We start from the raw sequence: 19,129 nt of genomic DNA on the forward strand, positions 1-19,129 counted from the left end.
CAATCAACAACATCAAAAACCAACACTTTTAATTACACCCAACGGGTTAATAATACAAAAAAACCGCTTTGCGAACTTTGCGGAAATCTTTGCGCCCTAAGAGGTTGAACCTTTGACAAGCTTAGGCTCAAATGGAACACAATGTTTCACAAAGTTTTACACAATGTACACAACGCAGCCTTCGACAGGCTACCTTCGACAGGCTCAGGCGACGACGATGCGTGGGTTAAAGCGGGAACATGAAACGTAAAATGGTGAATTCATCAAATCTTAATACTTAATACTCTTGTCTTAATACTATAAAAAACCGCTTTGCGAACTTTGCGGAAATCTTCGCGTCCTTTGCGGTTGAACCTTTGACAAGCTTAGGCGCAAATGGAACACAATGTTTCACAAAGTTTTACACAATGTACACAACGCAGCCTTCGACTGGCTCAGGCTCCGACGAAACGTGGGTTCGGGTGGGAAAATGATACGTATAGCGGCGAAATCATCAATCCCGATAGCTATCGGGACTTGCTTCTAAAAAAAATTGCCTTCGACCCCCTCACGTACCAGCTTTTTAAGCGCACAGAAAACACTGAACCTCACAGAATTTTGCGCAATAGGGTACCGTAGAGGAAAACACAGAACGTGTCAAGCCACCAAAAAATCGCACCAGCCTTCGACACGCTCAGGCACAGACGATACGTGGGTTAGAGCGGTAACATGAAACGTAAAATGGTGAACGTCACAAAGTCTATCCCGATGGCTATCGGGACTAGCTTCTCAAAAAAGATACGTAAAATGGTGAATTCATCAAATCTTAATACTCTTGTCTTAATACTTAATACTTCAAAAAGTAAAAAACTAAAGTATCATAAACAAAAAAAAGCCACAATACATTGGCTTTAAAATCGTAGTGAACGCAGAAGGATTCGAACCTTCGACCGCCGGGAAATTTTTGATTACTTTTTCCTAAAAAGTAAAAATCTAAAGTATCGGAAACAAAAAAAGCCACAATACAGTGGCTTTAAAATCGTAGTGAACGCAGAAGGATTCGAACCTTCGACCGCCGGGAAATTTTTGATTACTTTTTCCTAAAAAGTAAAAATCTAAAGTATCGGAAACAAAAAAAGCCACAATACAGTGGCTTTAAAATCGTAGTGAACGCAGAAGGATTCGAACCTTCGACCGCCTGCTTAGAAGGCAGGTGCTCTATCCAGCTGAGCTATGCGTCCGAACCTAGGTTCTGTTGTCGGGGTGGCAGGATTCGAACCTGCGGCCTCCTGCTCCCAAAGCAGGCGCGATAACCGGGCTACGCTACACCCCGAGAGCGGAGAGTAAGGGATTCGAACCCTTGGTACCGTTTCCAGTACGCATGTTTAGCAAACATGTCCTTTCGGCCTCTCAGGCAACTCTCCATTGCTCGTAAACATTTCTGTTTTTAAGCGGTTGCAAATGTAAGCTTTCACAAATAATTTGCAAACTTATCGACATCTTTTTTCCCGAAAACTTGCTGTTTTTCTACATCAACGCTCCCAAGAATTTGACTCTCAACACTTCAACTATTTTCCTTCAGGCGAAATGTACGTCTTGTTTCCATTGCTGTTGATGTAGTATTTGCCTCCGCGCGGTCCGGTATATACCTTCTTACCGTTATAAGTTCCCGAAACTTTATCAGCTGCTGCTTTCTTATCTTTAGCACTTTCATCCTTTAACTTCTTCCCTTCGGCCTTTATCTTTTCCTTTGTTGCTTTTTCCTTTTCTGTTGCTGCTGATTTCGCCTTAGCTGCTGCTTTCTTTGAGTCGGCTTCGCTAGATTTCTTCGCTGCTTCGGCTTTAGTTTTCGCTTTGGCAGCTGCTCCCTTTGCTTCTGATTTTGCCTCCTTTGCTTTAGCTGCAGCTTCTTTACTTTCTGCTTTAGCTTTAGCCTCAGTTTTAGCTTTAGCCTCAGTTGCCTTTTGCTTCAGAGTTTTGTCTTGAGCATGCACGCCTACCGTAAATAGTACCGCCAGCAAACTCATAAAAATTTGGTTTCTCATGTTTAATGAATTTAATTAGTTAACTTTCGTTATAAGTAAATCTAAAATTAATGTTTTTTTTAAAATTCCGATTTGCAATCTGCGTCCTTTTCTTAACGGCAAGTGCTTATAGCCAGTCTGATTCGTCTTTTGTTGCAGTAACTTCTTCTGAAAACAAGCTTTTGTTCGATTTAAAATACGCTACTTCCGACAATTTTCTGAAAGCCGCCGTCTACGATTGTAGAACTTGTTTTTTACGCGAAGAAGCAGCAGTAGCCTTAAAAAAAGCGGCTACCAAAGCCTGGAAGAAATACAAGCTTCGTTTAAAATTGTTCGATTGTTATCGGCCTTTAGCAGTTCAAGAACGCATGTTTGCTTTGGTGCCTAACCCAGAATACGTAGCCGATCCCAAAAAAGGTTCGATTCACAATCGCGGTGCTGCTGTTGATTTAACGCTTATCGATGAAAACGGAATTGAACTCGATATGGGAACCTCCTTTGATCATTTTGGTCCTGAAGCTGCACATGCTTATGAAAACCTCACTGAAATCCAGAAATCGAATCGTAAGAAATTGCTCAGCATTATGAGATCCGCAGGTTTTAAGCCGCTTCCCAGTGAATGGTGGCACTATAATTACGGTAAATCTCGGAAGTTTAGTATCTCAAATGCAAACCTATGCGCGACTAAGGAAGATCTAAACAAGGTAGATGTAAACTAAAAAAGCTCTCGGGTGAAGTTTCGTTTCCTGTAAGTTCCGATTTTAATTGCTTTTTCAATATGATGTCGGTGGTTTCTGTGGTGTATTTAACACGCATTAAAATGACAGGCGATTCACGTAACAATTCGATACTTCCCTTGGTGAATAGAAAATCGGCTGCTAAGATACGTGCCGATTCTGCCGTACCCGTTTGAACCAAATTACTACACATATCGGAACTGGCATAGTGCAATGTTACAATCTTACCGTTTTGTAATTGCAGGTATATTTTACTCGATGCATCGAAACAAACGGCCTTGCTGAAATCTTTCGTCTTTTCTATCAGCTCATAACGCAAAATGGGCGTGCCGTTTGATTGTAACAGTTTAAAGGAAAGAAAAGTTTGCTTACCGTCGAAAATACGTTCATGCACAAGGTACGATTTCGCTTCGCGATAAGTCCCAAGACTGTCGGTTACGTTAATATCCCACTTACAATCGGTTTGACTGAAAACAACGGAGAAACAAAAAAAGCCAAAAATCGTTACTAATACTTTCATACTTTTTCACATAGAATGACCACTTTCCCATGAGCTAAGGAAGTGGTAAAAAAGGTGTACACGTCGCCCCCATCTTTAATTTTAAACTTTTTTCGAAGCGCTTCTGGAGTTTCAAAGAAGTTTCGTGTACTGATGTTCATCTTCTTAGTCTGCCAATGCGAGTAATACTTTTTTTGGTACGGAAAAACCTCTTGTATTTTAAAACGTCGCCCCGGGAAGTCGCGTATTTCCGTAGAAACAAACAAATGAGAAAACTCTGCCAGTTTTGCAACTTCGTATTTCTTACTCAAGTAATTTACTGCTCCCGACTTCATTAGCGCTGCATTGGGTTCATATAGATAGCCGTTTAAACTTTCGGCTAAGCGTACAAAATCGGTATTGGTTTCAACTTTTTCTGAGCAGATTCCGTCTGCTGATAAATTAACGGCAAAAATCTGCGGTGAGTCTAACGCAACTGATTTTAAAATCCACAACAATTCTTTGACTTCATTCTTAACCGCAACAATATATATTTCCGCTACGTTTTTAAAATCGCGTAAACCAGCAGCAATATCCAGCATCGGCGAAGTTTTCACTAAAATATTTTTGGCACGGCTAAAGATATCATCTTGGAAAAGCGTCACATCCGGTTCGCAATCCGATAAATTAAAGACCTTTTGGTTTGCTGTATCCCGACGCGCCGGATCAATGTAAATCCAATCGTATTGCTTGTCGTTATTGAACAAATGTGCCAATCCATTAACGTGTTCGCAACTAATATTGTTTGCTCCTAAAACCTTGAAATTATGTGCCGCAAAAATCGATAATGCTTCGCTAAGTTCGCAATGCGTTACTTGCTTGACATGCTTCGAAAAATACAAACTATCGATTCCTAAACCACCTGTCACATCTAGCAGTGAGTCGCCCGAAACCAACCCGGCTTTAAAACTTGCTGTTGCTTCAGAAGAAGTTTGTTCTACAGAAACCGCCGATGGGAACACCACAAGCGGATTGTTTACGTAGGTGGGCAACTTTTTTGCTGCTTTTTGTCGCGAAGCAATTTGCTGAAATACAAAATGCTTATTTTCTTCATCAAAGGGAAATTTCGACAAACTCAATTTTCCTAAATCGGAAAAACGATTCTCGAAAATATACGTCCGTATTTCTTGGGTCAACTGCTCAGTCATCACATATTTTGTGTGAGAATTTGAACAAATTTATTATTTGGAAAAAACTCCTTAGCGATAATTTTTAACATGGTGTAGAGCGGGACCGCTGCAATCATGAGTAAAACGCCTCCTAAAAATCCGGCAATCAAAATTACTAGAAATATCTCCAACGGATGTGAATTCGTGCTTTTTGAGAAAATTAGAGGTTGCGACACGTTGTTATCAATCAGCTGAACAATCCAAAATCCGATAAGAATATAAATTGTTGTCGGAAGAATTTCGCTTTGAAAATCTTGTCCCAAATGACTCATCATCGTTAACAAGGCTGCTAAAACTGATGCAATTAATGGTCCGATGTACGGAATAATATTCAGTATTGCACAAATAAAAGCGATTACCAATGCGTTCGGAACTCCAAAAATTATCAACACAATAAAGTACAAAACGAACACAATTCCCAATTGCAGCAATAAAGCAACGAAATAACTACTGAGCATTTCGTTGATGGATTCGATTGAATTTGCCGTGCGCTCGCGCTGATCTTTTGGAATCAATCGCTGAATATTAAACGCAATTTGCTGTTTATCTTTTAAAAAGAAGAAGGTGATAAAAAGCGTACTACCGATAGCCATACCAATATTTCCTAAAGCGCCCAATAAGTTGTTAAGAATATTTGGAATAAAATTGAAATCGATAACGTTAGCTGGATTAAATTTTGCTACCTCATCGGCTGCATTTATGTGATGCTCTTCCAAAAAGGTTACCAAATCGTTCTTTAAGGAAACTACATTTTTCTCGATGTCGGCAATGTTCAATACAGCTAAATGATTTCCTTGTTCGATAATTAGAGGCACCAAAAGCGCAATGAAACCAACAATAAAACTCACATAAATAAACAAAACAGCTACAACCGCAACGTTATTCGAGAATTTGAACTTATTCTTAAAAAACCGCAACAAAGGTCGGCCAATTAGCGTAAGAACCAGCGCAGTAATGAGATACATTAAAACCGAACTAATAGCCGACAAGAAATAATATGCAGCTACGATTCCCGCAAGTATAAAAATCGTTCTGAGTAATCCGTTGCTGAGTTCTTTGGCTGTCATATTAATAGTTGAAAACGTAGTGAATAATATTAGCCCCCATTTTTAGCGCTTTTTCGCGAACTTCCTTAGGATCGTTATGCACTTCTTGATTTTCCCAACCGTCGCCCAAATCGGTTTCTGTAGTGAATAAAAATGCAAGTCGATTATTGATAAATAAGCCGAATGCTTTTGGCGCTTTTCCGTCGTGTTCGTGAATTTTTGGCAAGCCAGCAGGAAAAGTGAAAGGTTTTTGAAAAATAGGATGCGAAGCCGGAAGTTCGACCAAAGGTGTTTGCGGAAAAGCTTTTTTAATTTGTTGTGGCAAATATTGACTCATACCGTAGTTATCATCAAAATGAACGAAACCGCCTCCTTCAAGGTACTTTCTCAAGTTCTCAATTTCGGCATCAGAAAAAACCACATTACCATGACCTGTTGCGTGAATAAACGGATACGAAAACAAATCCGGACTAGAAAGCTCGACCGTTTGGGGTTTGGAGGCAATTTTGGTTCCTATATTTAGGTTACAAAACTTAATTAAGTTAGGAAGCGAGGTTGGGTTAGCATACCAATCGCCACCACCTCCGTATTTCAGGAGCGCAATTTCTTGTCCGCGTGTGCAAAAAGCAGCACCCAATAAAATAGTCAAGAAAAGAAATTTCTTCATGGTAATTGCTTCAAATTAAACGTCATAACGGCTACTAATCCTGCTGTTTCGGTACGCAGTCTGTTTGTTCCTAAACTGGCTACCTGAAAACCGTGATCGAGTGCAAAGGCAACTTCTTCTGGGGTAAAATCGCCCTCCGGACCAATGAATACCGCAGCACTTTTTCCGTGTTCAAGACTCGTAAACAAATCAACTTTGGAAGCTTCGCCGCAATAACAAATATACTTTTGTTCTGCGGAACAGTTTGCAATTGCCTGCTGAATTTTTTGAATTTCTTCAACTTTTGGCAAATGAGCTTGTCCGCTTTGCTTCATAGCCGAAATCACAGTTTTTTCTAAACGTTCCGTTTTCAATTCTTTACGTTCAGATCGGGCACACAAAATGGGTTGATATTTTTCAAAACCTAATTCAGTGGCCTTTTCCAACATCCACTCCAAGCGATCAGTCATTTTGGTTGGAGCTAAATACAATTCAAAACTACTTTTTCGCTGTGGAAGTTGTTGTTTAGCAGTGATTTGCAAACTGGCTTTGTTTTCATCAGCAACGGCAATTACAGCGGTTGCTAACAATCCGCTTCCGTTAGTTACTTGAACAAAATCTCCGGTTTTTTTTCGCAAGACTTTAATCAAATGCTTGCTTTCCTCTCGACTCAGACGGTAGTTTTCAGTGCTTTCGTTAAGTGCGGCGTCGTAAAATAACTGCATTACATTTGAATTCGGGCTTTCGCCACAACGTTTTGGTTTACTTGCATATCCGATAAATACTGGTAATATCCTACAATTCCAATCATGGCAGCATTATCGGTTGTGTATTCGAATTTAGGAATATAGGTCTTCCATCCTCTTGCAGATTCTGTGGCTTTCAAGGCTTTTCGAATGCCGGAATTTGCCGACACGCCTCCGCCAATAGCCACTTGCGTAATTCCCGTTTCTGCGACAGCTAAAGTAATTTTATCCATCAAAATATCGATAATGGTTTGTTGTACGCTTGCGCAGATGTCGGCTAAGTGCTCTTCAATAAAGTTCGGATTTTCTACTTGCTTTTTTCTGATGAAGTATAAAATTTGCGTCTTTAATCCTGAAAACGAAAAATCTAATCCGTTAATTTTTGGCTTAGTGAACGTAATCGCCTTTGGATTTCCTTCCGCGGCGTATTTATCGATCAACGGACCACCTGGATAAGGCAATCCCAAAATTTTCGCAGTTTTATCGAAGGCCTCCCCTACTGCATCGTCGGTCGTTTCTCCGATCACAGTCATAGAAAAATGACTGTCAACGCGAACTATCTGCGTATGTCCGCCACTAATTGTTACTGCTAAAAACGGGAAAGTTGGCTTGTCGAAACCCGCCTCGTCTATAAAATGTGCCAAAATATGACCGTGCATGTGATGTACTGCAAACAAAGGAACTTGGAGTGCAGCCGAAAGCGATTTTGCAAAAGAACTTCCAACCAACAACGAGCCCAACAAACCTGGACCTTGCGTAAAAGCTACCGCATTTAGCTGATTTTTAGTGATTCCCGCATTTCGCAAAGCCAGTTCAACCACGGGAACTATATTTTGCTGATGTGCACGCGAAGCCAGTTCAGGAACAACACCTCCGTATTGCTCGTGAATTTTTTGTCCGGCTACAACATTTGATAAAACCTGGTCGTTTTGTAGTACAGCAGCCGAAGTGTCGTCACACGAACTTTCAATAGCTAAGGTAAAAACAGTTGATTCTGCCATTTAGGGCATGGATTTTGACTTATATTTGACTATCCGAAAAAGATCAGTTCTTTTCGGATTTGAATGCGCGCAAATTTACAGTAAATTCTATTGCTTTTTGCCGCGATAAGCAGACAGATTTTTGGAAGAAAAAAAGAAAATATCTCAATTTAAACGAGCCAAGCGAATTGTTGCACGGGTATTAGTAGCTCTGTTTTTACTGTTGCTAACGCTCGGAATTGTGTTGTCTTTACCCGTAGTTCAAACAAAAATTGGTGCGTTGGTAACCGAACGCCTCAACAAAGATTTTAGTACCGATATTTCGGTTGACCAAGTAGCTATAACCGTCTTTGGAAGTGTGAAGTTAAAAACGGTACTCATACGAGATCATCATAAAGACACCTTGATTTTCGCCAACCGCATTCAAACCGATATCCTCAGCGCACGCGAACTCTACGACGGAAATCTCATTTTTGGCGATATCCGAATCAACGCGCTGAAATTCTTCATCAAAACCTACAAAGGCGAAAAAAAATCGAACTTAGACGTATTCGTGGATCGCTTTGAAACCGGCAAACCTTCGAAATCTAAATTTCTGCTTCAAGCGAAAAATGCTTACATACAGCGTGGCCGCTTTCGAGTTGTCGATGCAAACCGCAATGTAACGGATGTCGATTTCACTAAACTAGAAGCATCGATTAGTAATTTTCAGATTTACGGCCCGGATGTGCAAACAAAAATCAATCAGCTTTCATTTAAAGATAGCCGAGGCATTACTGTTGAAGATCTTCGTGGCTATCTCAAATACGGAAAAACTCAAATTAAATTAAGCGATTTCAAACTCTTAACAAGCCATTCTGAACTGGCTGGAAATGCCTCGCTTGATTTTAAACCCGGCGAATTTGCCGACTTTGAAAATAAGGTTGTCTTGAGCCTTCCAAAACTTCGCGGTTCGGTATCGGGGAAAGACATCAAGTGCTTTTATTCGGATTTAGCTGCAGATAATCAGTTTGAATTGCGAACCGATTTTAAAGGAACGCTCAACAATTTCACGCTAAAAAATACCTATTTACGAGATTCTCGAAAAACGCTACTCAGCGGTAATTTAGCGTTGCTTAATAGTTTTGGTGATGAAAATCAGAAGTTTTTTATGACGGCTGATCTCAAAAACTTTACTTCGGATTACGCCAGCTTGTGCGCTTTGATTCCGAATGTGATTGGAAAAAGCCTGCCCAAAGAAGTAGCGCGATTAGGATTGATTCAACTGAAAGGAAAAATTGGGTTGAGTCGAAAAAATTTGGATACGAATTTTGGAATGAATGCCACTGCTGGAAAACTCGGTGGAAAGCTCAAAATCAACGGCATAGACGATTTTCAAAACGCAACTTACAAAGGAACCTTACTGTTCGAACAATTCAAACTCGGGAAATTTATCGGGCAATCCGACATTGGATTATTGTCGATGACCGCGGAAGTCGACGGTTCGGGCTTTAACTCAAAAAACGTTAATACCAGCATCAAAGGAAAAATAAGCAACTTCGGATACAACCGTTATAATTATCGAAATATCGTTGTCGACGGCGAACTGAAAAGTCCGTTATACCGCGGTAGCATTATCGCTAACGATCCAAATTTGTATATGGATTTTGACGGCGCAATCGATTTGAGCAAACGCACACCTAAATACGATTTCCATGCACTAATCGACTTCGCTAATTTGCGAAAACTGCGATTTACAGCCGATTCAATTGCTGTTTTCAAAGGCGATATCAAAGGTAGTTTCACCGGAACAACACTCGATAACGCTATCGGAGAAATCGTGGTAAATCAAACATCGTATCAAAACCAAAACGACACATACTTGTTTGATGCATTTACACTCAGCTCGTCGGTTGATGCGCAGGGTGTGAAAACCATCGAAATGAATTCTCCGGAGATCATCGCAGGAAAAGTGAGTGGGAAATTCCGTTTTCAAGACGTGGTTCCGATGGTTCAAAACGCTGCAGGAAGTTTGTACACCAATTACAAACCGTTTAAAGTGAAGCCCGGACAGTATTTGAAATTCAATCTGAGTATTTACAATAAAATCGTCGAGATTTTCTATCCCGAAATAAAACTCGCCACCAATACCTTTCTCCGCGGAAGCATCAACAGTGATAACAACGATTTCAAATTCAATTTCACTTCGCCAAATGTGGTTATTAACAACAATGAACTCGAGCAAATTCGGGTCATTGTCGACAATAAAAACCCGCTTTACAACGCATTTATTGAACTCGATTCGATAAAAACTAAGTATTATAAAATATCCGATTTTAACTTAATTAACGTCACATCAAAAGATACGATGCGTGTGCGAACCGAATTTAAAGGAGGCAAACAAGCGCAGGATTATTACAACTTAAACTTCTTCCATACCATCGATAAAGACAACAATAACGTGGTGGGAATCAAAAAATCGGAGTTGCATTTTAAAGACTATTTGTGGTTTTTAAACGAAACCGACAACGAGGAAAACAAAGTTATTTTCGACAAGAAATTGAGTTCGTTCGACATCCGAAAAATGTCGATGACGCATGAAAATCAGCGTATGGATTTAGTCGGAATTGTAAAAGATTCGACATACAAGGATTTGAATTTGTCGTTTGAAGAAGTGAACTTGGGTAAGATTATTCCAACTGTAGACAGCTTGAACATTAACGGACGTTTAAATGGCGCGGTGAATATCAAACAAAACAAACAAATTTTTGAACCAACGGCTTCTATTAGCATCGCCGATTTAGAAGTCAATAAAGAAAAACTGGGCCAGTTAAACGTGGATATTGAAGGCGATAATACTTTCAAAAAGTTTAACATCGATGCGTCTTTAGAAAACGAAAATGTTGAAGCTTTTAATGCCGAAGGCTACCTCGCTTTTGAAAACGACCAAACTTTGATGGATGTTGACTTGCGCTTGAATTCTTTCAACCTCGCAGCTTTTAGTCCGTTGGGAGGCGACGTGATCTCTAACATTCGCGGCAAGCTTTCGGGCACTGCAAACGTGCGTGGTGTGGTTAATAAACCCGAAGTGAACGGCCGTTTGTTTTTAGAAAACGCCGGATTCAAGATTCCGTACCTCAACACCGACTACAACTTCCGAGAAAACAGCTTTATCGATCTTGCCGACGGTCGTTTTCTCTTCCAAAACAACACCTTAATAGATACGAAGTATAAAACGGAAGGTCGATTAAACGGTGAAATCCGCCACAAATATTTCACAGATTGGCGAATGGATTTGCGAATAAACGCCAATAAATTGCTCGTTCTTGACACCAAAGACAGCGACGACGCGGCATACTACGGAACCGCATTCATAAATGGTTCGGCAAGTATTGTTGGTCCGACCGACGCCTTGCAAATCGACGTGAATGCGAAATCGGAGCCCGGAACGCAGATTAAAATTCCGATCAACAACGCCGAAGGAACAGGAAGCAACAACTTTATGCACTTTCTTACCGAAAAAGAAAAGTACAACTTACAAAAGGGAATCTCCGGCGAAGTGAGTCGTTACAAAGGCTTAGAATTAAACTTCGACTTAAACATTACGCCCGACGCCGAAATTGAAGTGATTCTAGATCGAGATACTGGCCACGGCATGCGTGCCAAAGGAAACGGAATTTTACTATTGGAAATCAATACTATTGGTAAATTCCGAATGACGGGCGACTACCAAGTAACTGAAGGTTCGTACAATTTCAAATACCGCGGCATTATCGACAAACGTTTTGATTTAAAGAAATTCAGTTCGATTTCTTGGGAAGGCGATCCGATGCGTGCACGTTTAAATTTGGAAGCGGTTTACACAGCACAAGCCAATCCGGCGGTTTTATTGGAAAATCCGTCGGTAAACAGACGCGTTCCAGTGAATGTAGGTATCATCATTACTGGGAATTTAAGTAGTCCGGAACCCGATTTTTCGATCACCTTCCCTACCGTATCTTCTGTTTTGCGTTCGGAAATCGAAACCCGACTAAGCGACCGCGATACCCGACAAACGCAGGCACTTACCTTGCTTTCAACCGGCGGATTCTTATCTCCAGACGGCGTAACGCAAAGTGCGCTCACCCAAAACCTATTCGAAACGGCAACGGGTATTTTCGACAACTTATTCCAAAATTCAGATGATAAAGTAAAGGTAGGTCTGGATATCGTTTCAGCCGAACGAACACCGGGGCAGCAAACCGATGGCAGTATCGGATTTAATATCTCGACGCAAATCAACGATCGGATTACCGTGAACGGAAAAGTTGGTGTGCCTATTGGCGGCATCAACGAATCGGCTTTGGTCGGAAATGTAGAAGTTCAATACCGCGTGAACGAAGACGGAACCATGAATTTGCGCTTCTTTAATCGCGAAAACGATATTAATTATCTGGGAGAAGGTATTGGATACACCCAAGGAATTGGTGTGACTTACGAAGTGAATTTCGACACCTTCAAAGAATTCATCAATAAAATATTCAAAAAGAAACTGTTAGATCGCGAACGAACTACAGATTACCTCCACGATTCGGATATTGAAACACCCGATTACCTCAATTTTAACGACGGAACCGACGATAATTCAAATTCCGACAGCAAAAAAGAACGCCCAAAAGGCGAAGCCATCCCATCAAAAGAAGATTAAAAGCGGCAATCGAAAAAAACTTATTAACGAAAACGTTTGAATTGCAAAAGCTTTGCTAAATTACTGAATTTAGCGTGTTTGTAGCGGTCGAACTTTGCTAATTTAGCATTTTTAAAGACCTAAAAATGTCAAATCAAATACGTAAGATTGGTGTTTTAACTTCCGGTGGCGACAGTCCAGGCATGAATGCCGCTATTCGCTCAGTAGTCAGAACCTGTGCTTACCACAATATTGAATGTATCGGAATTTACCGCGGGTACCAAGGAATGATTGAGGGCGACTTCAAAGAAATGGGGCCACGTTCCGTAAACAACATCGTTAATAAAGGAGGAACGATTCTTAAATCGGCGCGCTCAAAAGAATTCATGACCCCAGAAGGGCGCAAAAAAGCACACGAAAATCTAGTAAAAGCAGGTGTCGATGCACTTGTTGTTATAGGTGGCGACGGCAGTTTCACCGGTGCCGAAGTTTTTAACGCCGAATTCGGTTTCCCAGTAATGGGAATTCCAGGAACAATCGACAACGATATTTACGGAACCAGCCACACACTGGGCTACGATACTGCACTAAATACCGTGGTTGAAGCCATCGATAAAATTCGCGATACCGCATCTTCGCACAACCGACTTTTCTTCGTAGAAGTTATGGGTCGCGATGCCGGACATATTGCACTTAACGCCGGAATTGGCGCCGGAGCCGAAGAAATTCTGATTCCGGAAGAAGATCTCGGACTCGATCGTTTGCTCGATTCGCTCAAGAAAAGTAAGGCTTCGGGGAAATCATCGAGTATTGTCGTGATTGCTGAAGGCGATAAAATCGGAAAAAATGTTTTCGAACTTAAAGATTATGTAGAAGAGAATTTACCCGAATACGACGTGCGCGTTTCGGTGCTCGGACACATGCAACGCGGTGGCGCTCCTTCGTGCTACGACCGTGTTTTGGCTAGTCGCTTAGGTGTGAAAGCCGTTGAATCGCTACTCGAAGGAAAATCCAACTTCATGGTCGGAATCCTAAACGATACAGTAGCACTCACGCCACTAGAACAAGCCATAAAAGGACATACGGAAATCGACCGCGAACTCCTCCGCGTAAGCGATATTATGTCGACTTAAAACAAACCATCATTTAAATTAATAACAGACTATGTCAAAAGTGAAATTGGGAATTAACGGATTTGGCCGCATTGGTCGAATTGTTTTTAGAGAAGCTTATAAAAGAGATAATGTAGAAGTAGTTGCCATCAACGATTTACTAGATGTAGATCACTTGGCGTACTTATTGAAATACGATTCAGTTCACGGACGTTTCGAAGGAAATGTAGAAGTGAAAGAAGGAAAATTATACGTAGACGGTCGCCACATTCGCGTAACAGCTGAGAAAGATCCTTCAACCTTGAAGTGGGACGAAGTGGGCGCTGAAATCGTTGCCGAATCTACCGGAATTTTTACCACTTTAGAAACCGCTCAAGCACACATTCGCGGCGGCGCTAAAAAAGTAGTAATCTCTGCTCCTTCTGCCGATGCACCGATGTTCGTAATGGGAGTAAATCATACCAAAGCAACGGCTGCCGATACCATTGTTTCGAACGCGTCGTGTACCACAAACTGTTTGGCTCCTTTGGCAAAAGTTTTGAACGATCATTTCGGAATCGTGGAAGGTTTAATGACCACCGTGCACGCAACAACTGCAACGCAACTTACTGTTGACGGACCTTCAAGAAAAGATTTCCGCGGCGGACGTGCAGCTTTGCTAAACATCATTCCGGCTTCAACCGGTGCCGCAAAAGCCGTTGGTAAAGTAATTCCAGAATTGAACGGAAAATTAACCGGTATGTCGATGCGTGTTCCAAACGCCGACGTTTCTGTGGTCGATTTGACGGTGAAATTAGCGAAAGAAACCAGCTACGACGATATCATGGCGGTTTTGAAAACGGAATCTGAAACAAACTACAAAGGAATTTTAGGCTATACCGAAGACGACGTGGTTTCGCAAGATTTTATCGGAGATTCAAGAACATCAATCGTCGATGCAAAAGCAGGTATTGGCTTAAACAGTACCTTCTTTAAAATTGTATCTTGGTACGACAATGAGTACGGCTATTCAAGCAAATTAATCGACTTGGCAGTACACATTTCAAAGTTATAAATCACGAATTTGAAAACCGGCGCTTGTTTCTGCGTCGGTTTTTTTATTTTTAGAAGCTATTTCCTGCTTTTCGCTGCAATTTGTGCTGTGGCATAAACGCCACCACAGCACAAGATTTCCGCTTCAATCAGGGCTAGGGCACCAAAACCAAAAGCTAACAAAACCATATGAAATTACTTGTAGATAGCGGTTCAACTAAAGCGGATTGGATTGCCATTGACGACAACGGCAAAGTTCTCTTTACCACACAATCGCTCGGACTCAATCCGGAAGTGCTTACCAAAGAGGAAGTCGTTGAACGCTTAAACGACCGTTTCGACATCTCACATAACAAAAACAACGTCACGCATTTGTATTTCTACGGCGCCGGCTGCGGTACCGATCGCATGAAAAACTATCTCGCCGACGTCTTTACCAAATATTTTCCAAAAGCATACATCAGCGTTCAGGAAGATACGTACGCAGCCGTTTACGCCACCACACCCAAAGGCGAAAAAGCAGTTGTTTGCATCCTCGGAACCGGCAGCAATTGCAGCTATTTCGATGGAAACGTCTTGCACCAAAAAGTACAATCGTTGGGCTATATTGCCATGGACGATTGCAGCGGCAACCGTTTCGGAAGGTATTTGCTTCGCGGCTATTTCTTCAATAAAATGCCGTCGCTACTCGCAAAAGAGTTCGAAAAAGAGTACAATGTGGATCCCGATTTCATCAAACACAATTTGTACAAAGAACCGAACCCGAACGCGTATTTAGCAACCTTCGCTAAGTTCTTAATCAAACACAAAAACAGCGATTTTTGCCAGGAATTGATTCATGCAGAAATGGAAAAATTCGTCGAGTTTTACATTTTGCAGTACGAAGAAGCAAAACAATATCCGATACACTTCATTGGATCGATTGCTTTTTACCTCCGCGACGAGCTGGAAGCAACCTTAAACAAACACGGCCTAAAATTGGGTAACGTACTGCGTCGCCCCATCGACGGACTCATCCAATACCATTCGTTAAACAAATAACCTGAGTTCGCTTAAAAACCTTTGTCAGATCGCTTGAAATCAACCAATTGTGAAAGTGGATAGTAATGGAAAGAAATAACATGCACGCTAAACAGATAAAAGGCTGCCTACTTCGTTAGAATTTTTTGCGATACTACAGTATCCCAAAACAATTCTGCCTTGTAGTCAACCATCTATCTGTTTTCTGACCGCAATTTTTACATCGAACTCAGGTTAAATAACGAACCTTAAATTTACTCAAAATGCCAAATGGAAACGTTTGGCATTTTTTGTTGAAATTATCGGTTTTTTTAAATAGAGATTATACAGCGAACCTGCTGCCTTTTCTAATCCAAAAACGGATCACTCCATTTGCGATCGACGTAAACATTTGTTCCGGCTAGCGTTTTCAAGAAAGCTATTACCGCATCTACTTCTGGAGCAGTTAAATGTAACTGCTGTCCAAATCCGTTTGGTCGTAATCTAGGATCTAGATTCGTATTTCCAGGAGCAATGTTTATCGTTCCATAATGGCCAATAGCGGCTTGCAAAGTTGTGATTACGCCCGTATGCATCATAGGACCATTTAAATTCCCGTTTACTTTTACTAAATCTCTCAAAGACGGTGCACGTGTATTAGTAAGATCAATTCCAGTACCATTAATGTTACCAATTATTCCATTATTTCTGGAATTAGGATCGATATCAAATTCAGGAGCAGCATGACAACCTGCACAACCTAATCCGCCGGCAGTTCTGTTTCCTGTTGCATCGAAAACGGGAGGTGCTAAAAACAAATTCTTTCCCTGATTCTCTTGCGGCGTAAAATTAGTAAACGGCTGACCATCGTTGGCTGCTAACGCTCTGCCAGCATCGTACTTTGAATCAAACGATTGGATGCTCTTTATAAATTGCGCTAAAGCCAGCTGTATTTTGTTTTCTGTAATTTCTTCCGAGCCATAAACAAATTTAAAAAGCTCCTTGTAATAACTAATATTTGATAATTTGGCAATTAAACCTGAAAAAGGCTCGTCGCCATCGGCTCCACTATAACCCATTTCGCCATGATCTTTAATTGGCATGGTAGTTTGAGTTTCTAAATTAAACGCTCTTTCATTCCAAAAGAACTTCGTTTCATTCGCAAAACGATTATTAACTAATCGCATCGAATGTCTTCCTGTAGTTCCATTTACACCTGAACTCGAAACAGCAACATCACTAAAAGCATTGGCTTGTTGGTGACAACTCGAGCAAGAAATAGTGTTGTTTGAAGAAAGTTTTTTGTCGTAGAATAATACTCTACCCAGCGTTGCTCCTTTATCTGTAATGGTATTTGTACCGACATTACTTTTCGTTATATAAAACGGCACCGATTGATTAGCGTAATTTGATAGGTTAGCTAAATCGATATTACTTCCAAAAGCAGCTTCGACAGCTGGATACATCGTTACGGGAACATATTCGTTATTTTCATCACTTCCGCACGAAAATGATGCAGCAACTAACAATAGGATAAGGGTTCTTTTAAGCATGATGGTTGGTTTTGTGTTAATAGTTTTGTTTTCGTTGTATTGTACTCCTAAATGATAATCTATAGCAGCAAGGCAAATTAGGATTTAACACAATTGTCAAGTAATAGTAGAATCATTGTATTGCTAATGGATATCTTACAATATATTTCTGTATGACTTACGTTTTTCAAAAAGGTTTAATTGTATGTTGTTGCGACTGAAAAATGTCGCAGTTTTCTGCTGCTTTTTAGAGTAACTGCACTCCTAGCAGTCTGTTTAATAGAACTTGCCCATTAAATTGTATAAGTTTAAGATCCCTCGTTATTGAACCCATCATCAACATATATCGCTTCGTACAAAAATTGCCGCACCAAATCACGATCAACCTCGGCAACCGATTTAAAAACAATACGTACCACTTTAGATCTGGGTTTAGCATCCGTTTCCAACAAAGCATTTCCATGCATAAATCCCAAGGCAACTCCTTCTTTAATGTTTCCCCACGGTACCGATGCCGGCCAAATAAAAGCCAATCTTCGATTTCGATAAAAAAACGGTACATTATACGCTAATCGCTCGTTAACTTCTGGAACGGTTTCAAAAATCAACTCTCGAAGTAGTTCAACCGTTTCCCATTCGCCGGAAGGCAAACTTTTTAAAAAATCGGCTACAGATTTAAACTTTATTTTTTGCGGATTGGACACTTCGCTATTTCTAAATTAAAATTAGGTAATCAGTAAAAAATCTTGCAACATCCTCAACCTTTTACAACCGCTCACACTGCTCTTTTAACAAATTTAACCAATGTTGCATTCCCTTCTCTAAATTACGATTGAATGATCGTTTAAACAATACTGCCAGAAATCCTTCCATACTTTCATCCACACGAACTTGGGTTATTCCATCTTGTTCCTCTAAAGTCCAGTTATGGATGGCAAACAAACCGAATGTCTTCCCTGTCCAACCAAAATATCGTTCTTGAACCACCGTGTGAATCGTCGATTCTATGGTTACTCCACCCGTTTTCCAAATAAATACTGCACCTTCGCGAAATTCGTTTTTCAAATTGGCTTTAACAATATCTGTTTGCCATGTCGGCCACTGATCAATGTCGGTAAGTACTTTCCAAACCGTTTTAGCATCGGCTTGAATGCCAATTGTTTTACTACAAACTACTGCTGCTTTACTGTTTATGGTTTTCATAATTTTTTACTTTAGTTTCAACTTCTAAAAATCTGAAGCAGAAACGATTAAACTATTGCTTTTTGTTGTTCTTATTCAACAAAGCAAAGTTCAGCACAAAGCAAACGCAGTCTCTTGACAAATATCAAGAAGTTCACATGATCGATTTTCTTCGCAACCTACTCAAGGTTTCCGGGCGCATACCCAACATCGATGCTAAATATTGTAACGGAACGTGGTTAAAAAGCTCTTTGTTCCACGCGTAAAGCATTTGATAACGCTCCTCGGCACTCAACGACAAATGCTGTACAATTCGATCTTCTAAGACCGAAAAACACTTGGCTATAAACTGCTTTTCGAGTGTTGGCCAATTGGGAACTACTTGTTCCAGTTGCGAATATTCTCCGATTTCTATCACGTACAATTCACAATCTGTTAGTGCTTGAATGTTCCACCGAGCCGGCTGTCGAAATACAAAACTCGATAAATCAACCGCAAAATAGCCTGCTGTAGAAATCCATTTCGTTACTTCTACCTCTTCAACCAATACAAACTCGCGTAGAATTCCCGATTGTACAAATCCCAAACGATCTGAATACCTACCACTGCGTAAAAAATAATCACCTTTCTTAAGAGTTATCAGCTTAAAAAAGGAGCTAATCTTCGAAACATCCTCAAGCGTTACGCTAAAATAGGATGATATGTACTTTTCTAATTGTGTCACCAGCAAAACTTAATTCTCGTAAATATACTTGAAATTGC

At 40.6% G+C, this 19,129-nt stretch carries 16 protein-coding genes and 3 tRNA genes; 5 read left to right on the forward strand and 14 right to left on the reverse strand.

Annotated elements, in window-relative coordinates:
- Positions 1 to 1,146: 1,146 nt before the first annotated feature.
- The 4 genes from ACOVQQ_RS00270 to ACOVQQ_RS00285 all read right to left on the reverse strand — a co-directional run bounded on the left by ACOVQQ_RS00270 (position 1,147) and on the right by ACOVQQ_RS00285 (position 2,024).
- A tRNA-Arg gene (locus ACOVQQ_RS00270) sits at positions 1,147 to 1,220 on the reverse strand.
- A gap of 17 nt (positions 1,221 to 1,237) precedes the next feature.
- Positions 1,238 to 1,312: transfer RNA gene (locus ACOVQQ_RS00275), tRNA-Pro, on the reverse strand.
- Between the two features lie 4 nt (positions 1,313 to 1,316).
- Positions 1,317 to 1,403: transfer RNA gene (locus ACOVQQ_RS00280), tRNA-Ser, on the reverse strand.
- Positions 1,404 to 1,547: 144 nt separating this feature from the next.
- On the reverse strand, positions 1,548 to 2,024 hold the full coding sequence (locus tag ACOVQQ_RS00285; RefSeq protein WP_421816439.1) for a hypothetical protein: 477 nt from the start codon (positions 2,022 to 2,024) through the stop codon (positions 1,548 to 1,550).
- 50 nt (positions 2,025 to 2,074) lie between these two features.
- Between ACOVQQ_RS00285 and ACOVQQ_RS00290 the strand changes: the two genes are divergently transcribed.
- Positions 2,075 to 2,722 carry a M15 family metallopeptidase gene (locus ACOVQQ_RS00290; protein ID WP_421816440.1) on the forward strand — a complete coding sequence of 216 codons (648 nt, stop codon included), beginning with the start codon at positions 2,075 to 2,077 and terminating at the stop codon, positions 2,720 to 2,722.
- Here the strand turns inward: ACOVQQ_RS00290 and ACOVQQ_RS00295 are convergent.
- Genes ACOVQQ_RS00295 through tsaD form a run of 6 tightly spaced genes read right to left on the reverse strand, consistent with a single transcriptional unit; the run spans position 2,688 to position 7,886 of the window.
- On the reverse strand, positions 2,688 to 3,260 hold the full coding sequence (locus tag ACOVQQ_RS00295; RefSeq protein ID WP_421816441.1) for a hypothetical protein: 573 nt from the start codon (positions 3,258 to 3,260) through the stop codon (positions 2,688 to 2,690). The two genes, ACOVQQ_RS00290 and ACOVQQ_RS00295, sit on opposite strands and share 35 nt — an antisense overlap.
- Positions 3,257 to 4,426 (reverse strand): THUMP-like domain-containing protein, encoded by a 1,170-nt coding sequence (locus ACOVQQ_RS00300; protein ID WP_421816442.1) that lies wholly within the window; start codon positions 4,424 to 4,426, stop codon positions 3,257 to 3,259. The genes ACOVQQ_RS00295 and ACOVQQ_RS00300 overlap by 4 nt, the downstream gene beginning before the upstream one ends.
- Positions 4,426 to 5,514: an AI-2E family transporter gene (locus ACOVQQ_RS00305; RefSeq protein WP_421816443.1), complete on the reverse strand. Its 1,089-nt coding sequence runs from the start codon at positions 5,512 to 5,514 to the stop codon at positions 4,426 to 4,428. Before ACOVQQ_RS00305 ends, ACOVQQ_RS00300 begins: the two co-directional genes overlap by 1 nt.
- Position 5,515: 1 nt before the next feature.
- Positions 5,516 to 6,160 carry a DUF4159 domain-containing protein gene (locus ACOVQQ_RS00310; protein WP_421816444.1) on the reverse strand — a complete coding sequence of 215 codons (645 nt, stop codon included), beginning with the start codon at positions 6,158 to 6,160 and terminating at the stop codon, positions 5,516 to 5,518.
- The gene (locus ACOVQQ_RS00315; RefSeq protein ID WP_421816445.1) at positions 6,157 to 6,864 is read right to left on the reverse strand and encodes a 16S rRNA (uracil(1498)-N(3))-methyltransferase; all 708 of its coding nucleotides are present in this window, start codon (positions 6,862 to 6,864) and stop codon (positions 6,157 to 6,159) included. Before ACOVQQ_RS00315 ends, ACOVQQ_RS00310 begins: the two co-directional genes overlap by 4 nt.
- Positions 6,864 to 7,886 carry a tRNA (adenosine(37)-N6)-threonylcarbamoyltransferase complex transferase subunit TsaD gene (tsaD, locus tag ACOVQQ_RS00320; RefSeq protein WP_421816446.1) on the reverse strand — a complete coding sequence of 341 codons (1,023 nt, stop codon included), beginning with the start codon at positions 7,884 to 7,886 and terminating at the stop codon, positions 6,864 to 6,866. Before tsaD ends, ACOVQQ_RS00315 begins: the two co-directional genes overlap by 1 nt.
- A 121-nt stretch (positions 7,887 to 8,007) precedes the next feature.
- Here tsaD and ACOVQQ_RS00325 point away from each other — a divergent pair, with 121 nt between their 5' ends.
- The 4 genes from ACOVQQ_RS00325 (at position 8,008) to ACOVQQ_RS00340 (ending at position 15,695) form a co-directional block, all read left to right on the forward strand.
- Entirely contained in the window at positions 8,008 to 12,531 is a 4,524-nt protein-coding gene (locus ACOVQQ_RS00325) for a translocation/assembly module TamB domain-containing protein (RefSeq protein WP_421816447.1), read from the forward strand.
- 125 nt (positions 12,532 to 12,656) lie between these two features.
- Positions 12,657 to 13,643, forward strand: a complete 987-nt coding sequence (gene pfkA / locus ACOVQQ_RS00330) for a 6-phosphofructokinase (RefSeq protein ID WP_421816448.1) — start codon at positions 12,657 to 12,659, stop codon at positions 13,641 to 13,643.
- A 31-nt stretch (positions 13,644 to 13,674) separates the two neighbouring features.
- Positions 13,675 to 14,676 (forward strand): type I glyceraldehyde-3-phosphate dehydrogenase, encoded by a 1,002-nt coding sequence (gap, locus tag ACOVQQ_RS00335; RefSeq protein WP_094485331.1) that lies wholly within the window; start codon positions 13,675 to 13,677, stop codon positions 14,674 to 14,676.
- Between the two features lie 167 nt (positions 14,677 to 14,843).
- Complete coding sequence (locus tag ACOVQQ_RS00340; protein ID WP_421816449.1) at positions 14,844 to 15,695, forward strand: BadF/BadG/BcrA/BcrD ATPase family protein; 852 nt, start codon at positions 14,844 to 14,846, stop codon at positions 15,693 to 15,695.
- 326 nt (positions 15,696 to 16,021) lie between these two features.
- Here the strand turns inward: ACOVQQ_RS00340 and ACOVQQ_RS00345 are convergent, their stop codons facing one another.
- The 4 genes from ACOVQQ_RS00345 to ACOVQQ_RS00360 form a co-directional block, all read right to left on the reverse strand.
- Positions 16,022 to 17,206 (reverse strand): cytochrome-c peroxidase, encoded by a 1,185-nt coding sequence (locus ACOVQQ_RS00345; protein ID WP_421816450.1) that lies wholly within the window; start codon positions 17,204 to 17,206, stop codon positions 16,022 to 16,024.
- A gap of 287 nt (positions 17,207 to 17,493) precedes the next feature.
- Positions 17,494 to 17,889 (reverse strand): DUF1801 domain-containing protein, encoded by a 396-nt coding sequence (locus ACOVQQ_RS00350; RefSeq protein WP_421816451.1) that lies wholly within the window; start codon positions 17,887 to 17,889, stop codon positions 17,494 to 17,496.
- A gap of 61 nt (positions 17,890 to 17,950) precedes the next feature.
- Positions 17,951 to 18,388: an SRPBCC family protein gene (locus ACOVQQ_RS00355; RefSeq protein WP_421816452.1), complete on the reverse strand. Its 438-nt coding sequence runs from the start codon at positions 18,386 to 18,388 to the stop codon at positions 17,951 to 17,953.
- A gap of 133 nt (positions 18,389 to 18,521) precedes the next feature.
- Positions 18,522 to 19,091 (reverse strand): Crp/Fnr family transcriptional regulator, encoded by a 570-nt coding sequence (locus tag ACOVQQ_RS00360; RefSeq protein WP_421816453.1) that lies wholly within the window; start codon positions 19,089 to 19,091, stop codon positions 18,522 to 18,524.
- Positions 19,092 to 19,129 lie beyond the last annotated feature (38 nt).

Origin of the sequence: Flavobacterium sp. (assembly GCF_049240005.1) — a bacterium.
GTDB lineage: Bacteria > Bacteroidota > Bacteroidia > Flavobacteriales > Flavobacteriaceae > Flavobacterium.